Genomic DNA, 18,616 nt, shown 5'->3' on the forward strand with positions numbered 1-18,616 from the left:
GCTGGACCGCCGCCAGCCTTGTTACGGCCGGTTTCCCGTGGCCAGCATGTCGCCGAGGACATGCTTTTGCGGAAGGCGGAAGTCCAGTATGTTTTGTCGAAATGCCGCTCGACAATCGCACGGTAGATCTGCTCCGGCCGTCGTCGCCTGTCCGGCTGTTTCCGCCGTCCCTGCTTCGACGCCGCCCGTCGCGATACGATCTAAAATTTCGTACGGGCCAATCGTTTTGTAACATTGAACCCAAGATACGTCAATATGCCTGACATAAATTTCGCGAGTCCGTCTCAAGACGCCGCCGAGCCTCGGCCGGCCGCAGGCGATGGAGGCAATTTGCGCTGGGATATCATCGAGCTGCTGTTCTTCGCTTATCGCGATTTCGTGGGCGATCCAGACCAGGAGCTGGAGGCCTTCGGCTTCGGCCGGGCCCATCACCGGGTCATGCACTTCGTCTATCGCTATCCCGGCCTCAAGGTCGCCGATCTCCTCGACGTCCTGCGCATCACAAAACAATCGCTCGGCCGCGTGCTCAAGCAGCTTCTCGACGAAGGCTATATCGTGCAGAAGACCGGCGACAATGACCGTCGTCAGCGCCTGCTCTATGCGACGCCGAAAGGCGAAGCGCTGGTGCAGAAGCTTGCCGGGCTCCAGACCACGCGGATCACCAAGGCGCTTGCCGAGATAGGTCCGCAGGATGCCGAGACCGTCAAGCGCTTCCTGCGCGCGATGATCGATCGCGACGATCCGGACAAGGTGCTCGAGACGATCTTCGCTTCCGTCAACCACGACGCCAAGGAGTGACCGTGCCGCTCGCTGCCACGCTCGCCCGCCCGCCGGTGCAACCCGCCGACGATGCCCCGCATCTGCTGCTGGTCGACGACGACCGCCGCATTCGCGATCTGCTGTCGCGCTTCCTCGCCAGCGAAGGCTATCGGGTCTCGACCGCCGCCAGTGCCAGCGATGCGCGCGCCAAGCTCATGGGCTTGCATTTCGATCTCTTGATCCTCGACGTCATGATGCCCGGCGAGACCGGCTTCGACCTCGCCCGTTTCATCCGCACCTCGTCCTCGGTGCCGATCGTGATGCTGACGGCGCGGCACGAGGCAGAAGCGCGCATCGAGGGCCTGCAGATCGGCGCCGACGACTATGTCGCAAAACCGTTCGAGCCGCGCGAGCTCGCGCTGCGCATCAACAACATCCTCAAGCGCGCCGCGCCGCCGCCGCAGGCGGCGACCGTGGAGAAGATCGCTTTCGGACCCTACGTCTACCATCTCGAACGCGGCGAGCTGCGCCAGGGCGATGAGGTCATTCACCTCACTGACCGTGAGCGCGAGATGCTGCGCATCCTCTCGGAGACGCCGGGCGAAACCGTGCCGCGCAGCGCGCTGACCGGCAACGGCAGCGTCAACGAGCGCGCCGTGGACGTTCAGATCAACCGCCTCAGGCGCAAGATCGAGACCGATCCCGCCAATCCGCTATTCCTCCAGGCGGTGCGCGGCATCGGCTACCGGCTGGTGGCCTTGCCTTAAAGCCCATAGAGCAGTGAAGCGCCACCGATGAGCACGATCGATACGGGCCTGACGCTTCTGAAGAGCGCCGCTGGCCGCGTCTCCGCCGCCAATGGCTGGATGGGCAACGCATTCAAGGGCTGGATGCCGACCGGCCTCTATGCGCGCGCGCTGCTGATCATGATCGTGCCGATGGTGATCCTGCAATCGGTCGTCGCCTTCGTGTTCATGGAAAGGCACTGGAACACGGTGACTCGGCGCCTGTCCGCCGCGGTGGTGCAGGACATCGCCGCGCTGATCGACGTCTACAAGGGCTATCCGCAGGACAAGGATCGCGACCAGATCCGCCGCATCGCCCAGCAGCGGCTCGGCCTCGTCGTCGATTTCCTGCCTGCCGGTGACATGCCGCCACCGGGACCAAAGCCGTTCTTCTCGCTGCTCGACCAGACCCTGTCGGTGCAGCTCGGCCGCCAGATCGGGCGTTCGTTCTGGATCGACACGGTCGGCCGCTCCAACCTCGTCGAGATCCGCATCCAGCTCGACGATGCCGTGATGCGCGTGTTCGCCCAGCGCAGCGCCGCCTACGCCTCCAACTCGGAAATCTTCCTTTTCTGGATGGTCGGCACGTCCTCGATCCTGCTGATCGTCGCGGTGCTGTTCCTGCGCAACCAGATCAAGCCGATCCTGCGGCTCGCCGATGCCGCCGAGAGCTTCGGCAAAGGCCGCGAGGCGCCGAATTTCCGCCCCAGAGGCGCGCGCGAGGTGCGGCGCGCCTCCGTCGCCTTCCTCGAGATGAAATCGCGCATCGAGCGCACGATGGAGCAGCGCACCGCAATGCTGGCCGGCGTCAGCCATGACCTGCGCACCATCCTGACCCGCTTCAAGCTCGAGCTGGCGCTGATCGGCGATAGTCCCGAGCTCGAGGGCATGCGCAAGGACGTCGACGAGATGTCGATGATGCTGGAGGATTACCTCGCCTTTGCCCGCGGCGATTCCGGCGAGCAATCGCAGCCGACCGATATGGCCCAGGCCCTGGAAGAGCTGCGCAGCGATGCCGAACGGCACGGCCACACCGCGACCGTGGCGTTCCACGGCCTGCCAGTGGTGACGGTGAAGCCGGCCTCGTTCAAGCGCTGCCTTGCCAACCTCGTCACCAACGCCGCACGCTACGGCAAGGCCATCGCCATCACCGGCCAGCGCGATCACCGCTATCTCACGGTCACGATCGACGACGACGGGCCGGGCATTCCCGCGCATTTGCGCGAAGAGGTGTTCAAGCCGTTCCTGCGGCTGGACAACGCCCGCAACCAGGACGAAGGCGGCACGGGCCTTGGCCTCGCGATCGCCCGCGACATCGCCCGCTCCCACGGCGGCGACATCACGCTCGGCGACAGCCCGATGGGAGGATTGAGGGCGAGCGTGAGGATACCCGTGTAACTGCTCTTGCCTCTCCCCGTTAGAACGGGGCGAGGGAGCCCACCGATTTTCCGGCTACGATCTCGCTACTTCGGCAGCAGTCCCTTCAGCTTATCCACGTCGCGCACGTTCATCTTGAAGCCGCCTGGCATCACGATGTCGCCGGGCTTCTGGTCCGGCTTGCAGGCCCCGAGCCATTTCGCTTCAAGCGTCATGGTGCTATCGCGCCCGGCCGTGCCGGCGACGCCGCCTTGCGCATGCGAGGAGGTCCTCACCGTGTAGGCCGAGTTGAAATCGCCTGATATCTCGGCATGCGAGGTCGTGCTGACGCCAGCGACGTTGCACTCGGAATCGCTGACATAGCCGGTCGCGGTCTTCTTGATCTCCTGCTTGGCGCAGATCTGCCTGGCCATCGGGGAGACGTTGTTGCTCATCTCCTTGTCGACGGTCTCGTCAGTGCAGTGCTGCATGGTCATCTCGGGCACGGGCGAGCCGGTCGTGACCAGCTTCATTTCCCAAAGGCCGGCCTTGCGCAGCGGCAGATCGTCGGCGCTGGCGCTGCCTGCGAACAACACGAGACAGGCGGCCGAGCCGAGCAAAGCGAGTTTGCGCGTCATCGGGGGGGCTCCCGGCTGAGAGATTGCGGCGTTACGACCGCGGTTCAGTACAGCGTGCGGATCGGCTGCTCGGCGGCGCCGTAGGGCACCCAGCGGCAGGAGAACGAGATGTAGCCGCCCTCGTAGGCCTGCACCGCGAGAAATTTGGCGACTTTGCCGTAGCGCGCGCAGTGATCGACCGCGACCTGCCGCGCATCGACCTGGGTCGCCATCGAATAGGCGATGATGCCGCCGGTGTCGTTGCCCTTGAACGGCGGCACTGGAAGAATATCGGCCCGCACCGACTGGCTCGCCATCATACCCGAGACAACCAGGCTGGCGAGAAGACCCGCGGCCGCAATGATTCGCATTCCCGTCACTCCAATTGGTTGGCGCCAGTTTACGGTGCCGGGATGGAAGTGGAAAGAACGGAAGCCATGCCGAGCGCGACGTTGTGGTCAACTCCTGGCGAAGTGTTGCCGCGCTGCACTTGACCCCGCCCAGCCTTCGCGGCACGGTCCCACCTTCGCAAGACCCAGCAGTCCGGATTGCCCATGCGCGCCCCCTCCCTGAAATCGCTCCGCTTTGCCGCCGTGCTCGGCCTCATGTTCGGGGCGCTATCGCTCGGTGAGGCCAGGGCCGCCAATCCGCTCGAGACGAATTTCTGGCTGAGCGGGCCGCGCTACGATGGCGCCGTCGCCGATTGCGACAAGGCGCTGCCGACGATCGCCACCCAGTTCTGGGAGAAGGAAAGCTCGTTCTGGAATTCCTCGTTGAAGATCACCGGCTTCTCCGCCGTTCGCGAGACCGCTTTCCGGCCCTGGCAGTCCGACAACATTCCGCGCCGGTATTGCACCGGCGACGCCATGCTCAATGACGGCAAGGTGCGCAAGGTGCATTTCTCGATTATCGAGGATGGCGGCTTCGCCGGCTACGGCAATGGCGTCGAATGGTGCGTCGTCGGAGTCGACCGCAACTGGGCCTACAATCCAGCCTGCCGCGCCGCCAAGCCCTGATTTGAAGAGTCCCGAGTCGGGCCGATCTGGCGACTGAGCGGCGGTGGCTGCATTTTGTTCTTGAAATGTTCTTATCGCCTACTAGGCTTCATTGCACAGTCTAGTTGAGGGGCATCGCCATGTTTCATTCCAGATTGCATTCGTTTTCCCGCCTGGTGATCTCGCTGACCCTTCCCCTGATCCTTGCCGCAGGCCTGGCCTCGTTCGCCGGCGGCGCAAAGGCCCAGGACAAGCGGCAAAACGCGCCGGGCGAGTTCGATTTCTATGTGCTGTCGCTGTCATGGTCGCCCTCCTTCTGCGAGGAAGCGGCCGAGCGCAACGGCCGCTCACACATGCAGTGCAGCGGACGGCCCTACGCCTTCGTGGTGCACGGGCTGTGGCCGCAATATGAAAACGGCTTCCCCGAATATTGCCAGCGGCCGGCACCGCGGCTGAACCGCGGCATCGTCTCCTCGATGCTGGATTTGATGCCGGCGCCGGGCCTGATCTTCAACGAATGGGACAAGCACGGCACCTGCTCCGGGCTCGAGAGCCGCAGCTATTTCGAAACGATCCGCAAAGCGCGCGCCGCGATCAAGATCCCGGCCGAATATCTCGATCTGTCGCAGGCCAAGACCGTGGCGCCGGCGGAGGTCGAGGACGCCTTTATCAAGGCCAATCCCGGCCTCAGCAATGCCGCCATCTCGGTCACCTGTAACCGGACACGGCTGTCTGAGGTCCGCATCTGCCTCAGCAAGGATCTGCAATTCCGCGCCTGCGACGAGCTCGAGCGCCGCACCTGCCGCCGCGAGCAGGTGACGATGCCGCCGATCAGGGGTGGGTAGAGGGAGCCCTCGGATCGCCATTCCGGAGCGCGCGGCTTGTCCGCCGCAGCCCGAAGAGCGAAGGCGGAAGCGCGGGGCTGGAATCCATCTGTCCGCATTCTCAAAGAAATGGATTTCGGGTTCGGTGCTGGCGCACCGTCCCGAAATGACGGCCGTTACTTTCGCCTCGCGATGTCGTAACTCTCCGCCATGAACTACCGTCACGCCTTCCATGCCGGCAGCTTCGCCGACGTCATCAAGCACATCGTACTGGCGCGCATCCTCACTTATTTGCAGGACAAGCCGGCGGCGTTCCGCGTCATCGACACCCATGCCGGCGCCGGCCTCTACGACCTCGACAGCAACGAGGCGCGCCGTGGCGGCGAGTGGCTGACCGGCATTGCGCGGCTGATGCAGGCGCGGCTGTCGAACGAGACCGCGGCGCTGACCAAGCCGTATCTCGACATCGTCCGCGCCTTCAATCCGAAGGGCGAGCTCAAGGCCTATCCGGGCTCGCCACTGATCGCGCGCGGCCTGCTCAGGCCGCAGGACCGCCTCATCGCCTGCGAGCTCGAGCCGAAGGCGCGGAAAGCGCTGATCGACGTGCTGCGCCGCGACGAGCAGGCTCGCGTGGTCGATCTCGACGGCTGGATGGCACTGCCCGCCTTCGTGCCGCCGAAGGAGCGGCGCGGCCTCGTGCTGATCGACCCGCCGTTCGAGGCCAAGGATGAGTTCGAGCGGCTTGGCGAGGCCTTCTCGGCGGCGTTCGCGAAATGGCCGACCGGTATCTACGTCGTCTGGTATCCGGCTAAGAACCGGCGCGCCACCGACACGCTGGCGCAAACGGTGGCGCGGCTCGCAGCCGCAGCAAAGCCATCAGGAAAATGCCTGCGCCTCGAATTCAGTGTGGCGCCGCAGCTCGATGGCGCGGCCCTCACCTCCACGGGTCTTCTGATCGTCAACCCGCCCTACACGCTGCACGGCGAGCTCAAGACCATCCTGCCCGAGCTCGAAATGCCGCTCGGCCAGGGCGGCGCTGCCAGATTCCGATTGGAGGTGCCGAGGCCGTAACACTCCGGCATTCTTGGGAAAAATATGCAGGAACGGTAGTCAATCTGCGACGAACCGTATTATGCTGTTTCCGTGACTGGCTTTACGTTCCGCTTCCGCGAATGGTTGCGGCGGAGTGAAGGCCCAAGAAAGATCCGGCCGGACCTATGAGGTCCGCCCAAGGATGGCCAGCTCCCGGGCTTCGTAAGGTCCGGTCATGTCGTGACGCGAGTCTGCGTCGCGGCGGAGGAGCAATGAGGGGGAGTTTCCCGATGGCCATGACGGGAACGGTCAAGTTCTTCAACGGCGAGCGCGGCTACGGCTTCATCAAGCCGGACGACGGCGGCCGCGATGTCTTCGTTCACATCACCGCCGTAGAGCGGGCGGGACTGAAGGACCTTGCCGAAGGACAGCGTATTACTTTCGAAGTCGAACCGGACAAGAAGGGGAAGGGACCGAAGGCGGTCAATTTGGTCATCCTCTCCTAGCGAGCCTGGCTTAAAAAATCCCGGCCGCGAGCGGCCGGGAGGTTGGTCCGGTATTTTCTTCTTCAGCTATCAGAAGTGATAGTTCACGCCTGCGCGGACAACGCTGGCGCTATAGCCGTTTGACACGCCCGTAATTGCGAACTGACTCGTCGACAGATCGATGTAGAGATATTCGAGCTTGGCACTCCAGTTCGGCGCAAGGCCGACTTCCGCGCCGGCACCGATGGTCCAGCCGGCCGTGGTGTGCGATTCCGTCCAGCCGAAGGTCTGCGCGCGCAGTTCGCCGAAAGCGAGGCCAGCGGTGCCGTAGAACAGCACATTGCTGAAGGCATAGCCGGCGCGGCCGCGCAGGGTGCCAAACCACGGATTGGAGAACTTCCACGGCGCGAAGGTATCGTCGGCACCGGCGGCCTGAATGTCGCCCTCGACGCCAAACACCCAAGGGCCATTCTGGAAATTATAGCCGGCCTGCACGCCGCCGACGAAGCCGGAAGGCTTTGAGGGATTGTTGTCGACCGAACCCCATTCATAGCCGACGTTGCCGCCTAGATAAGGACCGGCCCAGCTGTACGCATTGAGCGGCTGATTGACGGTATAGGGGGCACGCTGCCCGTAACTGAGATCGGCGGCCCCTGCCGAAGCTGTCCAGCCGGCAGCAACCAACGCGGCTGCGCCCACAACGAGCCCCTTCATCACACACTCCAACGCAACTGCCGCCCCCCGCGATGCCTGCGCCGCCGCGCGAAGCCAGACCGCATGGTTACGGAACCACCACTTTTTCGCGTAAGATTTATCGAGAGCTTTAAGTTAAAGGGCTGTTAAGCCGGGTTACCGCGCTATTGACAGGCTTAACCAAGCGTTACCGGGAACTGCGCCCGCCATCCTGTGCGTGCGCCACGGCCGGAACTTCAAATCGGCACCCCCAGCGCCTAAATTCGCACCATGGTTCACGATTCCCCCGACAATCCGGACGATGCACGTACGCGCAAACCCGTGCGCGTCACCGCACCGGACGCCCCGCCTCCGGAAACGGACATGGCGCCGCCGGACCTCGATCCCGCAACAGCGAGCGGCGACGACGAGGACGATGCGCGGCTGCCGGATATCCTGGAAGAGAGCGGCGCGGTCGGCGAGGGCCCGCTGGCGACCGGTCATGAGGCGATCGAGCGCGCGGTCCGGCTCGCCCCCACCTCGCCCGGGGTCTATCGCATGCTCAATGCGAACGCGGACGTGCTCTATGTCGGCAAGGCCAAGAACGTCAAAAAGCGCCTGTCCAACTACGCGCGCCAGAGTGCGCCGCAGCCGGCGCGCATCCTGCGCATGATCGCGGCCACGGTGACCGTGGAGATCGTCTCAACCACCACCGAGACGGAAGCACTGCTGCTGGAAGCCAACCTCATCAAGCAGCTGCGGCCGCGCTTCAACGTGCAGCTGCGCGACGACAAGTCGTTTCCCTACATCCTGATCACCGGCGACCATTGGGCGCCGCAGATCCTGAAGCACCGCGGCGCGCAGACCCGGCCGGGGCGCTATTTCGGCCCGTTCGCCTCGGCGGGCGCCGTGAACCGGACCATCACGGCCCTTCAGCGCGCATTCCTGATTCGCTCCTGCACCGATTCCTTCTTCGAGAGCCGCACCCGGCCCTGCCTGCTCTACCAGATCCGCCGCTGTGCCGGGCCCTGCACCCGCGAGATCGACTTCCCCGGCTATACGACCCTGGTGCGCGAAGCGACCGACTTCCTCTCCGGCAAGAGCCATGCGGTGAAGCAGGAACTCGCCGGCGAGATGGAGAAGGCCTCCGGCGAGCTCGAATTCGAGCGCGCTGCGCTCTATCGCGATCGCCTCGCCGCGCTGTCGGCGATCCAGTCGCAACAGGGCATCAATCCGCGCACGGTCGAGGAAGCCGACGTGTTCGCCATCCACCAGGAGGGCGGCTTCTCCTGCGTCGAGGTGTTCTTCTTCCGCACCGGACAGAACTGGGGCAACCGCGCCTATTTCCCGCGCGCGGAAAAGACATTTACCCCCGAGGAGGTGCTCGGCTCCTTCCTCGCCCAGTTCTACGACGACAAGCCGCCGCCGAAGAACATCCTGCTCTCGCACGAGATCGAGGAGAGCGAGCTGCTCGCCAATGCGCTGTCGACCAAAGCCGGCCACAAGGTCGAGGTCACCGCGCCCAAGCGCGGTGAGAAGAAGGAGCTCGTCACTCATGCGCTGACCAATGCGCGCGAGGCGCTCGGCCGCAAGCTCGCGGACACCGCGACGCAGAGCCGCCTGCTCGAGGCCATGGCCGCGACGCTGAGCCTGCCGCACGTGCCCAAGCGCATCGAGGTCTACGACAACAGCCACATCCAGGGCACCAATGCGGTCGGCGCCATGATCGTTGCCGGCCCGGACGGCTTCGTGAAGAACCAGTACCGCAAGTTCAACATCAAGTCGGAAGGACTGACGCCTGGCGACGACTACGCCATGATGCGCGAGGTGCTGGAGCGACGCTTCAAGCGACTGATCAATCCGCCCGAGGAAGGCGTGGCCAAGGCGAAGGAGGACGATTTCCCGCAATGGCCCGACCTCGTCATCATCGACGGCGGCCGCGGCCAGCTCAACGCCGTCCGCGAGATCTTTGCAGGTCTCGGCCTGACCCAGGTGTCGCTGATGTCGGTCGCCAAGGGGCCGGACCGGGATGCCGGTCGCGAGACCCTGTTCATGCCGGAGCGCGAGGCGATCAAGCTGGAGCCGCGCGATCCCGTGCTCTATTTCATCCAGCGCCTGCGCGACGAGGCTCACCGCTTCGTCATCGGCTCGCACCGCAAGCTGCGCAAGAAGGACATCCGCGAGGCCGGTTTGCAGGAGATTCCGGGCATCGGTCCGTCACGTAAACGTGCCTTGCTGCACCATTTCGGAACCCTGAAGGAGATCGAGCGGGCCTCGATCGCCGATCTCGGCAAGGTTCCGGGGGTGAGCGCCGAAAGCGCCCGCAGGATTTTCGAGTATTTCCATCCCCAGCCGGGATGAACTAAAGGGGGACCGCGGTCATATGATCGTTGCGTCCGCGCCTCATTTGGAGAGCGGGACGGTTGACGTTCAGGCACCAGCGGTATTGGTAGGACGGATGAACATCGCGACGACACGAGGGGCAACCAGGCGCTCGATGTCCCTTCCCAACATCCTGACCTACGGCCGGATCGCCGCGATCCCGGTCGTGGTCGGATGCATTTACGCGCAGTCGATCATGGACGGGCCGCTATGGCTGCGCTGGGTGGCGGTGGCCATCTTCATCGGCGCCGGGGTGACCGATTACCTTGACGGCTATTATGCGCGAATCTGGAATCAGCAATCAGCGTTCGGCCGGATGCTCGACCCGATCGCCGACAAGCTGCTGGTTGCCTCGTGCCTGCTGATGCTGGCCGCCGATGGCATCATCCATGGCTGGTCGCTGTGGGCCGCCATCGTAATCCTGTGCCGCGAGATCCTGGTCTCGGGCCTGCGCGAATATCTCGCCGCGCTGCGCGTCAGCGTGCCCGTAACGAAGCTCGCCAAATGGAAGACCACGGTCCAGCTCGTCGCCATCGGCTTCCTGCTCGCGGGCCCGGCCGGTGATGAGGTGGTGCCGGTGGTCTCGATGATCGGGCTGGCGCTGCTGTGGGCTTCGGCGATCCTCACCATCTACACCGGCTACGACTATTTCCGCGCTGGCATCCATCACCTCATCAAGGAGGACGAGGGATGAAGGTGAAATATTTCGCCTGGGTGCGCGAGCGCGTCGGCAAGGCCGAGGAGACCATCGAACCGCCCGCAACGGTGCGCACCGTCGAGGAGCTGATCGCCTGGCTGTCCGCCCAGAGCGAGGCCTATGCCTACGCCTTCGAGAAGCCGAAGGTGATCCGCGCCGCGATCGATCACGCCCACGCCAAGCCGGACACCGCGATCGCGGGCGCCCGCGAGATCGCGTTCTTCCCGCCGATGACCGGCGGCTAGGCCAATGTTCTCGAACACACCAGCATACGGTGCCACCACGCCTCTCCCTATCGGGGAGAGGTGTGGCACCGTCGGAGCGGGGCGAGCATGAGCTGCCCCGTCACCATCCGCATCCAGGAGGACGATTTCGACCTCGCGCGCGAGATCGAAATCCTGACCAAGAGCCGCACCGACATCGGCGCGGTCGTGAGCTTCTCGGGCATCTGCCGCGCCGACGAGGATAGTGCGAAGGTCGCTGCGCTTACGCTCGAACATTATCCGGGCATGGCCGAAGAAGAGATCAAGCGTCACGTCGACGAGGCGACCTCGCGCTGGCCGCTGAACGGCGTCACGGTGATTCACCGCGTCGGCCGCTTCATGCCCGGCCAGAACATCGTGCTGGTGCTGACCGCTTCGCAGCACCGCCAGGCCGCGTTCCAGGCGGCCGAGTTCCTGATGGACTATCTCAAGACCAGCGCGCCGTTCTGGAAGAAGGAAGAGAGCGAAGCCGGCACCGGCTGGGTCGAGGCCGAGGCCCGCGACGACGAAGCCGCCGCACGCTGGACCCGGTCCTGATGGCAAGAGCATCCAAAAAGACCGCGCGTGGCCGCGGCGCGCCAAGACTTGCTAAGGTCGGTCTTGCTACGGTCGGTCTTGCTAAGGTCGCTCCTGGTGAGCTTGTCACGCTGCTCGATTTGGTCCGCTATGCGGTGAGCCGCTTTGTCGAAGCCGAGCTCGCCTTTGCCCACGGCACCACCGATCCGGTTGCCGAGGCGGCCTTCCTGGTCAGCGAGGCGCTGCATCTCAATCCCGAACAGTTCGAGCTTTTCGCCAACGCGCGTGTCACCCTCGCCGAGGGCAAGACCGTTCTCGATCTCATCCATCAGCGCGTCACCACGCGCAAACCGGCCGCCTATCTCGTCAACAAGATCTACATGCGCGGGCTACCCTTCTATGTCGACGAGCGCGTCATCGTTCCACGCTCCTTCATCGGCGAACTGCTGGACTCGCATTTTGGCGGCCACGGCACTGCCGGATCCCTGATTGACGATCCCACGGCGGTCGAGCGCGTGCTCGATCTCTGCACCGGATCGGGCTGCCTCGCCATCCTCGCCGCGCATCATTTTCCGAACGCCACCGTCGACGCCGTTGACATCTCCAAGGGCGCGATCGAGGTCGCTGCGCGAAATGTGGGCGAATACGGGCTCGAGAACCGGATCAGCCTGTATCGCGGCGACCTGTTCGCCCCGCTCGGCGATGCACGCTACGACCTGATCATCACCAATCCGCCCTACGTCGATGCGGAAGGCATGGCCGCGCTGCCGCCGGAGTGCCGGGCCGAGCCGAAGCTCGCCTTCGACGGCGGCGCCGACGGTCTCGACGTGGTGCGCCGTATCCTGCGCGAGGCGCCCGATCACCTGATGCCGGATGGCGGGCTGGTCTGCGAGATCGGCCGCGGCCGCGGACTAGTCGACGAGGCCTTTCCGGAACTGCCGCTGCTCTGGCTGGACACCGAAGACTCCGAGGGCGAGGTGTTCTGGATCGCAGCCGCCGATCTCGGCTGATCCGCTACGACGGGCACGCTCCCTCGGAACAAGTCAAATTCCGCCACGTTCACCCCCGACGAATTGTCTTGCTCTCGGAGGATGTCCGCATGCTCGCGCCATCGGGTGAATTGCTGCGCGCCGGCATGGCGCTCAAGCTCAACCACCTCAAACGCGCCGCACAATCGTATTTGCGCGACCGCACCAACCAAGCCACCGGACGGGCGACGTCCTATGCGGTCGCAGCCGGCCTGTTCGCGGTGGCCGGGCTATTCGTCATTGCGGCCTTCTTTGTCGGTCTGGTCGCGCTGTACCGTTGGGTTGCGATCACCTACGGGCAATTCTGGGGCTTTGGCGCCGTCGGAGCCTTGCTGCTGGTGCTCGCCGCAACCTGCGCCGGGGTGGCTCTGGCTCAAGTGAAGCGTCGGGACAAGCCGATCGTGCCGCTCGCCAGCCGGATGCGGGTTGCGATCGCCACCCCGCGGATTCCTCGCGGAACGGTCAAGCAGGCAGTGAAGGAGGTCGCAACGACGATCCCCCTCGTGCCGCTTGCGCCCGGTGAACGCGGTCGCGACAGCAAAGCCTGGCCGAACCGCGCCAACCGTCCCGTGCAACTTGGCCTGATGCTCGCGGCCGTCGGCCTGGTCGGGTTGACGGCTGCACGCCGGCGGCGTCACAGGCACGGATTGGAAGCGTGAATGCTGATGCGGCGCTCCGAGCAAATGGACAGTTGGCTGCTGGTGGCGGCTACGGCAGTGTTCGTGCTCACCGCGGAGCGCTACTTCCAGGACTCCGGCCTGGCCAAGTCGGGGCCTCCGCAAGACCATCGCAAGGCCGAGGCGAATTCACCGGAAACGCATCCGGCGAGCGCGGCCGTGGAGCCCCGCCGCGGCCGTCATGCCAAGAGCCCGTTCACGATCCCCTGGGCGGGCTGGAAGGACATCTTCTGGCGGACCTATCAGCGCATCGATGAGGATCGCCTGCTGGCGACCGCAGGCGGCGTCGTCTTTTTCGGCCTGCTCGCGATCTTTCCCGCTGTCACGGCACTTGTCTCCTCTTATGGCCTGTTCGCCGATCCCTCGACCATCAGCGCCAATCTCCAGACGCTTGCCACCATGCTGCCCGAGGGCTCGTTCCAGATCGTCGAGGACCAGGTCGCGCGCGTGGTGTCGCATGGCAACACGACGCTCGGGGCCACCTTCCTGCTCGGGCTTCTGCTTGCGATCTGGAGCGCCAATGCCGGCGTCAAGGCGATCTTCGACGCTCTCAACGTCGCCTATGAGGAGCGCGAGAAGCGTACTTTCATCAAGCTCAATATGGTGTCGCTGGCCTTCACTGTCGGCGGCATCGTAGCGCTGCTGCTGATGGTGGGCGCCGTCATCGCCTTCCCGCTCGCGCTCAATCATCTCGGCATGGCGCCCGGAAGCAAGCTGATCGTGGCGCTGGCACGATGGCCGCTCCTGTTCCTCATCCTGCTCGTGGCGCTCGCCATCCTCTATCGCTTCGCGCCCAGCCGCGATGCGCCGCGCTGGCAATGGCTGAGCCTCGGCGCTGTGACGGCCTCCATCCTCTGGATCGCCGGCTCGGCGCTGCTGTCCTGGTATCTGTCAGAATTCGCCAATTACAACGCGACCTACGGCTCGCTCGGGGCAGCGATCGGCCTCATGATGTGGATGTGGATGTCGGCGATCGTCATCATGTTCGGAGCCGAGCTGAACTCGGAGATCGAACGGCAGACCCTGCGCGATACGACCACCGGGCGGCCGAAGCCGCTCGGCAGCCGCGAAGCCGTCTCGGCCGACACGGTCGGCGCGGCCGCGCCGTCCTGACGCTGCAATTCGGTCCGCCCCTGATCGTGAGCGCCGGTTGCAAAGCTTGCGCGCCAACCTCGGCCCGCGCGCCGGACGCCGCTATCCCCTCGAATCAACAATGATGTTAAGCTCACATGGCTCGGGGGAGCATGAGACGTGACGCGTCGGACGGCGGCCCGTGTTTTCCCGGTGAGACAGTCAGCTCTAGAGGCGTAACGCGCGGCATGATTCGCATTTCGACGATCTTCATCGCCATCTGCATGGTTCTGGTCGCGGCCTCGCTCGGGCTTGTGCTCTATTCGGTCGCCGGCATCAGCGGAACCGAATCCGCGATCGTGGCGCTGACCTTCCTGATCCTCTACAACGCGGTATCGATGCGGCTGCGCGACCGCAGCGACGTCGGCGGCCAGATCGCCGACCTTTCGCGCGGCACCGCCGACCTCGCGCGCCAGGTGGCCGAGTTCGGCCGCCGGTTAGCTGCAATCGAGGGACGCATCGCCTCGTCCAATTCGACCAACGCCGAGCGCATCCAGTCGGTGGTCGGCGAGATCAACGAACTCGGCGGACTGGTCAGGCAGCTCGCCACCACCGTCTCGGCCCATGAAGACCTGCTGGCTGGCGGCGCTCCGGTATCAGCCGCAAGCCCGGTCGAGAAACAGGAGCCCGCGCCGCTCGACCTGAGCGCGACGATCGAAGAGCGGCCGGCTGACCCGTCACCGCTGGCCGTTGCGCCTCCACCCCCGGCAGCGCAGCCGCGGCCTGCACAGACGGTCCCGGCCCAGCTCGCCAACGGCCGCAACCAGACCCAATTGTTGGCGACGCTGCGCAACGCGATCGAGGAAAACCGCATCGATATCTTCCTCCAGCCGATGGTGACGCTGCCGCAGCGCAAGGTGCGGTTCTACGAGGCCGTGACGCGCCTGCGCGATGAGCGCGATCAGCTGATCGCCGCTGAGGAGTTCATCAGCATCGCCGAGGCCTCCGGGCTGATCGGGCGCATCGACAACATGGTGATGCTGCGCTGTGTGCAGGTGCTGCGGCGCCTGATGGTGCGCAACAAGGATGTCGGCGTGTTCTGCAACGTCGCGGCCTCCACGCTCGGCAATTCCACCACCTTCGCGCAATGTCTCGACTTCCTTGAAGCCAACCGGGCGCTTGCGCCCTCGCTGGTGCTGGAGTTCAAGCAGTCGACCTTCCGTAACCTCGGTCCGGCCGAGACCGAGAATCTCGCCGCGCTCGCCCAGCGCGGCTTCCGCTTCTCGATCGACCATGTCACGGATTTGCGCATCGAGCCGCGCGAGCTCGCCGACCGCGGCGTGCGCTTCATCAAGGTGCCGGCCACGCTGCTGCTCGATCCGAAGCAGGCCTCGGCCTCGGACATCCACCCGTCCGACCTCTCCGACCTGCTCGGCCGCTTCGGCATCGACCTGATCGCCGAACGGATCGAGGGCGAGCGCGCGGTGGTCGACCTGCTCGATTATGACGTGCGGTTCGGCCAGGGCTTTTTGTTCGCACCGCCCCGGCCATTGCGGCCGGAAGGGTCATCTGCTACCGGCGGGGCCTCGCCGACCCCGGCGCAGGACATCCAGGGATCCAATGGCTCCGGTACACCCAGCTCAGGCGGGACATCTTCCGCGCCTCCGCCACAGCGTATCATCGGCAACGCGGCGCTCGCGCGCCGCATCTGATCGGCCGCACGCATCATGACGACGCTGCATTTTGTCGAAAGCCTGCGCGAGCTCGTGGGTGGCGTCGACGTCGTACTCAGCGACATCTGGGGCGTGGTCCATAACGGTCTCGAATCCTTCCCCGAAGCCTGCGAGGCGCTGCATACCTATCGCAGCCGCGGCGGTACGGTGATCCTGATTACCAACGCACCGCGCCCGGCCGACTCCGTGCAACGGCAATTGCGCAAGCTCGGCGTCGCGGACGAGACCTATGACGCGATCGTCTCGTCAGGCGACCTGACGCGGCTCTATGTCGCCGAGCATCCCGGCCGCAAGATGTTCTGGCTCGGCCCCGAGCGCGACAACTCGATTTATCGGGGCCTCGATGCGACGACCGCGCCGCTGGAGCAAGCCGATTACATCGTCTGCACCGGTCTCTATGACGACGAGACCGAGACGGCGGAAGACTATCGCGCAATGATGCTGAAGGCGCGCGAGCGCAAGCTGACGCTGGTGTGTGCCAACCCTGACATCGTGGTCGAACGCGGCGACCGGCTGATCTACTGCGCCGGCGCCATCGCCGAGCTCTATCGTGAGCTCGGAGGCGAGGTGATCTTCTACGGCAAGCCGCACCGGCCGATCTATGAGCGCGCGATGGCGCTCGCCTGTGAACGCCAGGGCCACCCGATCGACCGGCGGAAGGTGCTGGCGATCGGTGATTCCGTCCGCACCGATCTCACCGGCGCGCGCGAGTTCGGCATCGACTGCCTGTTCGTCACCCGCGGCATTCATGCCGAAGAGTTCGAGGGCCTCGACCAGCTCGACCCGGCGTCCGTGATGGAATTGTTCGGCCATCCGCCGAAGGCGCTGATGCGCGAATTGAAGTGGTAGAAATATCGTGCCCGGGACGCCATAAGCGCGTTTACGCGCGTGTTCGACGCGCTATGGCGAAGCGCGCAGAGCGACGGCCCAGACGCCGCAAGTGAAGTCGTGGATAGACTGGGTCCCGGCTCAGCGTCGCGTCACTGATGTGCCGCGCCTTGTCCGGGGACGCCAAAGTGCCTTACGCGCTTGCCATGTCCGGGAAGACCGCCTCGATCTTGGTCTTCAGCGTCGCCGCGTTGAACGGCTTGACGATGTAGTTGTTCACGCCGGCCTTCTTGGCTGCGATCACGTTCTCGGTCTTGGACTCGGCCGTGATCATGATGAAGGGCGTGGTGGCAAGGTTCGGATCCGCGCGCACTTCGCGCAGGAGGTCGTAACCCGTCATCGGCTCCATGTTCCAGTCGGAGATCACGAGCCCGTACTTCTTACCGCGCATCTTGTTCAGCGCTGCCGAACCGTCGCTGGCATCATCGATATTCTCGAAGCCAAGCTGCTTCAGCAGATTCCTGATGATACGGATCATGGTGCTGTAGTCATCCACCACCAGAACCGGCATCGACAAATCAACCGCCATCTCGACTCCCCCAACGCAAACGCAGGAATATTACGACCGGACCTGCCAAGCGAAGCCCGGCAGTTCCACGCCTCAAGGAGTAGCATCAAGGCGTTAAACAGCCCGTTAACTGCGGACGCCGCCAACGGACTGAAATCGTGTTCGATGTCCGGCTCCGCCCGCTTGACTTGGTCAGGTCGGTCGAGCCACGGTCCGGCCCGGTCCTGCCCCGGTTCGAGAATTCCCCTGATGGCCTCGCCTTTTACCGTCATCCGCGACACAACGCCGGATTCCGCGATTCCGCGGGGTGCAGTGGTCGCCATGGGCAATTTCGACGGCGTTCATCTCGGCCATCGAGCCGTGATCACGGCCGCCCTGGAAATGGGCCGGGCGCATGGCCGCCCTGCGCTGGCATTGACCTTCGAGCCGCATCCGCGGCGGTTTTTCAGCCCCAACACCCCACAATTCCGCCTGACGGACGAGCGGGCCAAGCTGCGGCTTTTGGCCGGCACCGGCCTTGCCGGTGCCGTGGTCATGACCTTCGACAAGGCGCGCGCCGGAACCAGCGCGCAAGATTTCATACACCATGACCTGATCGGCCGGCTCGGCGTCAGCGGAATTGCCGTCGGCTACGACTTCCATTTCGGCAAGGGTCGCGTCGGCTCGCCGAGCCTGCTGGTCAACGAGGCGCCCCGGCTCGGCATCGAGGTCGACGTGCAACCCCATATCGATATCGACGAGCGGCCGGTCTCCTCCAGCGCGATCCGGATCGCGCTCGCCGAGGGGCAACTCGATGAAGCCACCACCATGCTGGGTGCTCCCTGGTTCATCACCGGCGAGGTGATCCACGGCGAGAAGCGCGGCCGCGACCTTGGCTATCCCACCGCCAACATCCGCCTGGACGCCAATTGCGGACTCAAGCACGGCATCTATGCCGTGCGGGTCGGCCGCGGCGCCGAGCGCCTCGACGGCGTGGCGAGTTTCGGCTGCCGCCCGACCTTCGACAATGGCGCGCCGCTGCTCGAAATCTTCCTGTTCGACTTCAAGGGCGATCTTTACGGGCAGGTGCTCGACTGCGCTTTCGTCGGCTTCATCCGCGAAGAGCTGAAATTCGACAGCCTGGAGGCCCTGATCCGCCAGATGGACGACGATTCCGCCCGCGCCCGCGCCATGTTGGCCGCCGCCCCGGATGCGTTTCCGAAGCTTGGCGTGATCGATTGAGCCTGAAACCGGGCCACCCCAACCTTTGCGCTTCCCCCGTCCGGCTGCTATGGAGAGCCCATGTTTGCGCGGCGCATCATAGGGATTAGCGGCCCGGCTTCCGCCTG

The 18,616-nt window shown here is 64.8% G+C and carries 21 protein-coding genes; 17 read left to right on the plus strand and 4 right to left on the minus strand.

Annotated features, from left to right (window positions below; genetic code table 11):
- The first annotated feature begins 255 nt into the window (after positions 1-255).
- Genes IVA92_RS23950 through IVA92_RS23960 form a run of 3 tightly spaced genes read left to right on the plus strand, consistent with a single transcriptional unit; the run spans position 256 to position 2,942 of the window.
- Positions 256-798 (plus strand): MarR family transcriptional regulator, encoded by a 543-nt coding sequence (locus IVA92_RS23950; RefSeq protein ID WP_247277552.1) that lies wholly within the window; start codon positions 256-258, stop codon positions 796-798.
- Positions 795-1,526 carry a response regulator transcription factor gene (locus IVA92_RS23955; RefSeq protein WP_247277553.1) on the plus strand — a complete coding sequence of 244 codons (732 nt, stop codon included), beginning with the start codon at positions 795-797 and terminating at the stop codon, positions 1,524-1,526. Before IVA92_RS23950 ends, IVA92_RS23955 begins: the two co-directional genes overlap by 4 nt.
- 27 nt (positions 1,527-1,553) lie before the next feature.
- Complete coding sequence (locus tag IVA92_RS23960) at positions 1,554-2,942, plus strand: ATP-binding protein (protein ID WP_128946364.1); 1,389 nt, start codon at positions 1,554-1,556, stop codon at positions 2,940-2,942.
- A 65-nt stretch (positions 2,943-3,007) separates the two neighbouring features.
- Here IVA92_RS23960 and IVA92_RS23965 read toward each other — a convergent pair whose 3' ends face one another.
- Positions 3,008-3,538: a DUF3617 family protein gene (locus IVA92_RS23965; RefSeq protein WP_247277554.1), complete on the minus strand. Its 531-nt coding sequence runs from the start codon at positions 3,536-3,538 to the stop codon at positions 3,008-3,010.
- A 44-nt stretch (positions 3,539-3,582) separates the two neighbouring features.
- Positions 3,583-3,888 (minus strand): hypothetical protein, encoded by a 306-nt coding sequence (locus IVA92_RS23970; protein WP_247277555.1) that lies wholly within the window; start codon positions 3,886-3,888, stop codon positions 3,583-3,585.
- A gap of 183 nt (positions 3,889-4,071) precedes the next feature.
- On the opposite strand from IVA92_RS23970, the gene IVA92_RS23975 reads away from it, so the two are divergent.
- The 4 genes from IVA92_RS23975 (at position 4,072) to IVA92_RS23990 (ending at position 6,874) form a co-directional block, all read left to right on the plus strand.
- Positions 4,072-4,533 (plus strand): hypothetical protein, encoded by a 462-nt coding sequence (locus IVA92_RS23975; RefSeq protein ID WP_247277556.1) that lies wholly within the window; start codon positions 4,072-4,074, stop codon positions 4,531-4,533.
- 119 nt (positions 4,534-4,652) lie between these two features.
- Positions 4,653-5,357, plus strand: a complete 705-nt coding sequence (locus IVA92_RS23980) for a ribonuclease T2 (RefSeq protein WP_247277557.1) — start codon at positions 4,653-4,655, stop codon at positions 5,355-5,357.
- 189 nt (positions 5,358-5,546) lie between these two features.
- Positions 5,547-6,407 carry a 23S rRNA (adenine(2030)-N(6))-methyltransferase RlmJ gene (rlmJ, locus tag IVA92_RS23985; protein WP_247277558.1) on the plus strand — a complete coding sequence of 287 codons (861 nt, stop codon included), beginning with the start codon at positions 5,547-5,549 and terminating at the stop codon, positions 6,405-6,407.
- 251 nt (positions 6,408-6,658) lie between these two features.
- Positions 6,659-6,874: a cold-shock protein gene (locus tag IVA92_RS23990; protein ID WP_008544396.1), complete on the plus strand. Its 216-nt coding sequence runs from the start codon at positions 6,659-6,661 to the stop codon at positions 6,872-6,874.
- Positions 6,875-6,943: 69 nt separating this feature from the next.
- On the opposite strand, the gene IVA92_RS23995 is transcribed toward IVA92_RS23990, so the two are convergent.
- The gene (locus tag IVA92_RS23995; RefSeq protein WP_247277559.1) at positions 6,944-7,567 is read right to left on the minus strand and encodes an outer membrane protein; all 624 of its coding nucleotides are present in this window, start codon (positions 7,565-7,567) and stop codon (positions 6,944-6,946) included.
- 249 nt (positions 7,568-7,816) lie between these two features.
- On the opposite strand from IVA92_RS23995, the gene uvrC reads away from it, so the two are divergent.
- From uvrC to IVA92_RS24040, 9 genes are all read left to right on the plus strand, one after another.
- Positions 7,817-9,886 carry an excinuclease ABC subunit UvrC gene (gene uvrC / locus IVA92_RS24000; RefSeq protein ID WP_247277560.1) on the plus strand — a complete coding sequence of 690 codons (2,070 nt, stop codon included), beginning with the start codon at positions 7,817-7,819 and terminating at the stop codon, positions 9,884-9,886.
- Between the two features lie 97 nt (positions 9,887-9,983).
- Positions 9,984-10,601 (plus strand): CDP-diacylglycerol--glycerol-3-phosphate 3-phosphatidyltransferase, encoded by a 618-nt coding sequence (gene pgsA / locus IVA92_RS24005; RefSeq protein ID WP_247277561.1) that lies wholly within the window; start codon positions 9,984-9,986, stop codon positions 10,599-10,601.
- The gene (gene moaD, locus IVA92_RS24010; protein WP_247277562.1) at positions 10,598-10,849 is read left to right on the plus strand and encodes a molybdopterin converting factor subunit 1; all 252 of its coding nucleotides are present in this window, start codon (positions 10,598-10,600) and stop codon (positions 10,847-10,849) included. The genes pgsA and moaD overlap by 4 nt, the downstream gene beginning before the upstream one ends.
- Before the next feature lie 87 nt (positions 10,850-10,936).
- Entirely contained in the window at positions 10,937-11,404 is a 468-nt protein-coding gene (locus tag IVA92_RS24015) for a molybdenum cofactor biosynthesis protein MoaE (protein ID WP_247277563.1), read from the plus strand.
- On the plus strand, positions 11,404-12,393 hold the full coding sequence (gene prmB / locus IVA92_RS24020) for a 50S ribosomal protein L3 N(5)-glutamine methyltransferase (protein ID WP_247277564.1): 990 nt from the start codon (positions 11,404-11,406) through the stop codon (positions 12,391-12,393). The genes IVA92_RS24015 and prmB overlap by 1 nt, the downstream gene beginning before the upstream one ends.
- A gap of 89 nt (positions 12,394-12,482) precedes the next feature.
- Complete coding sequence (locus tag IVA92_RS24025) at positions 12,483-13,070, plus strand: phage holin family protein (RefSeq protein WP_247277565.1); 588 nt, start codon at positions 12,483-12,485, stop codon at positions 13,068-13,070.
- Complete coding sequence (locus IVA92_RS24030) at positions 13,071-14,201, plus strand: YihY/virulence factor BrkB family protein (protein WP_247277566.1); 1,131 nt, start codon at positions 13,071-13,073, stop codon at positions 14,199-14,201.
- 206 nt (positions 14,202-14,407) lie between these two features.
- On the plus strand, positions 14,408-15,871 hold the full coding sequence (locus IVA92_RS24035) for an EAL domain-containing protein (protein ID WP_247277567.1): 1,464 nt from the start codon (positions 14,408-14,410) through the stop codon (positions 15,869-15,871).
- Between the two features lie 15 nt (positions 15,872-15,886).
- The gene (locus IVA92_RS24040; protein WP_247277568.1) at positions 15,887-16,741 is read left to right on the plus strand and encodes a TIGR01459 family HAD-type hydrolase; all 855 of its coding nucleotides are present in this window, start codon (positions 15,887-15,889) and stop codon (positions 16,739-16,741) included.
- 172 nt (positions 16,742-16,913) lie between these two features.
- Here the strand turns inward: IVA92_RS24040 and IVA92_RS24045 are convergent, their stop codons facing one another.
- Positions 16,914-17,309, minus strand: a complete 396-nt coding sequence (locus tag IVA92_RS24045; protein ID WP_008567674.1) for a response regulator — start codon at positions 17,307-17,309, stop codon at positions 16,914-16,916.
- Positions 17,310-17,537: 228 nt separating this feature from the next.
- Here IVA92_RS24045 and IVA92_RS24050 point away from each other — a divergent pair, with 228 nt between their 5' ends.
- Complete coding sequence (locus IVA92_RS24050; protein WP_247277569.1) at positions 17,538-18,509, plus strand: bifunctional riboflavin kinase/FAD synthetase; 972 nt, start codon at positions 17,538-17,540, stop codon at positions 18,507-18,509.
- The last annotated feature ends 107 nt before the right edge of the window (positions 18,510-18,616 follow it).

The sequence above is a fragment of the Bradyrhizobium sp. 154 genome, from assembly GCF_023073875.1.
Lineage (GTDB): Bacteria > Pseudomonadota > Alphaproteobacteria > Rhizobiales > Xanthobacteraceae > Bradyrhizobium.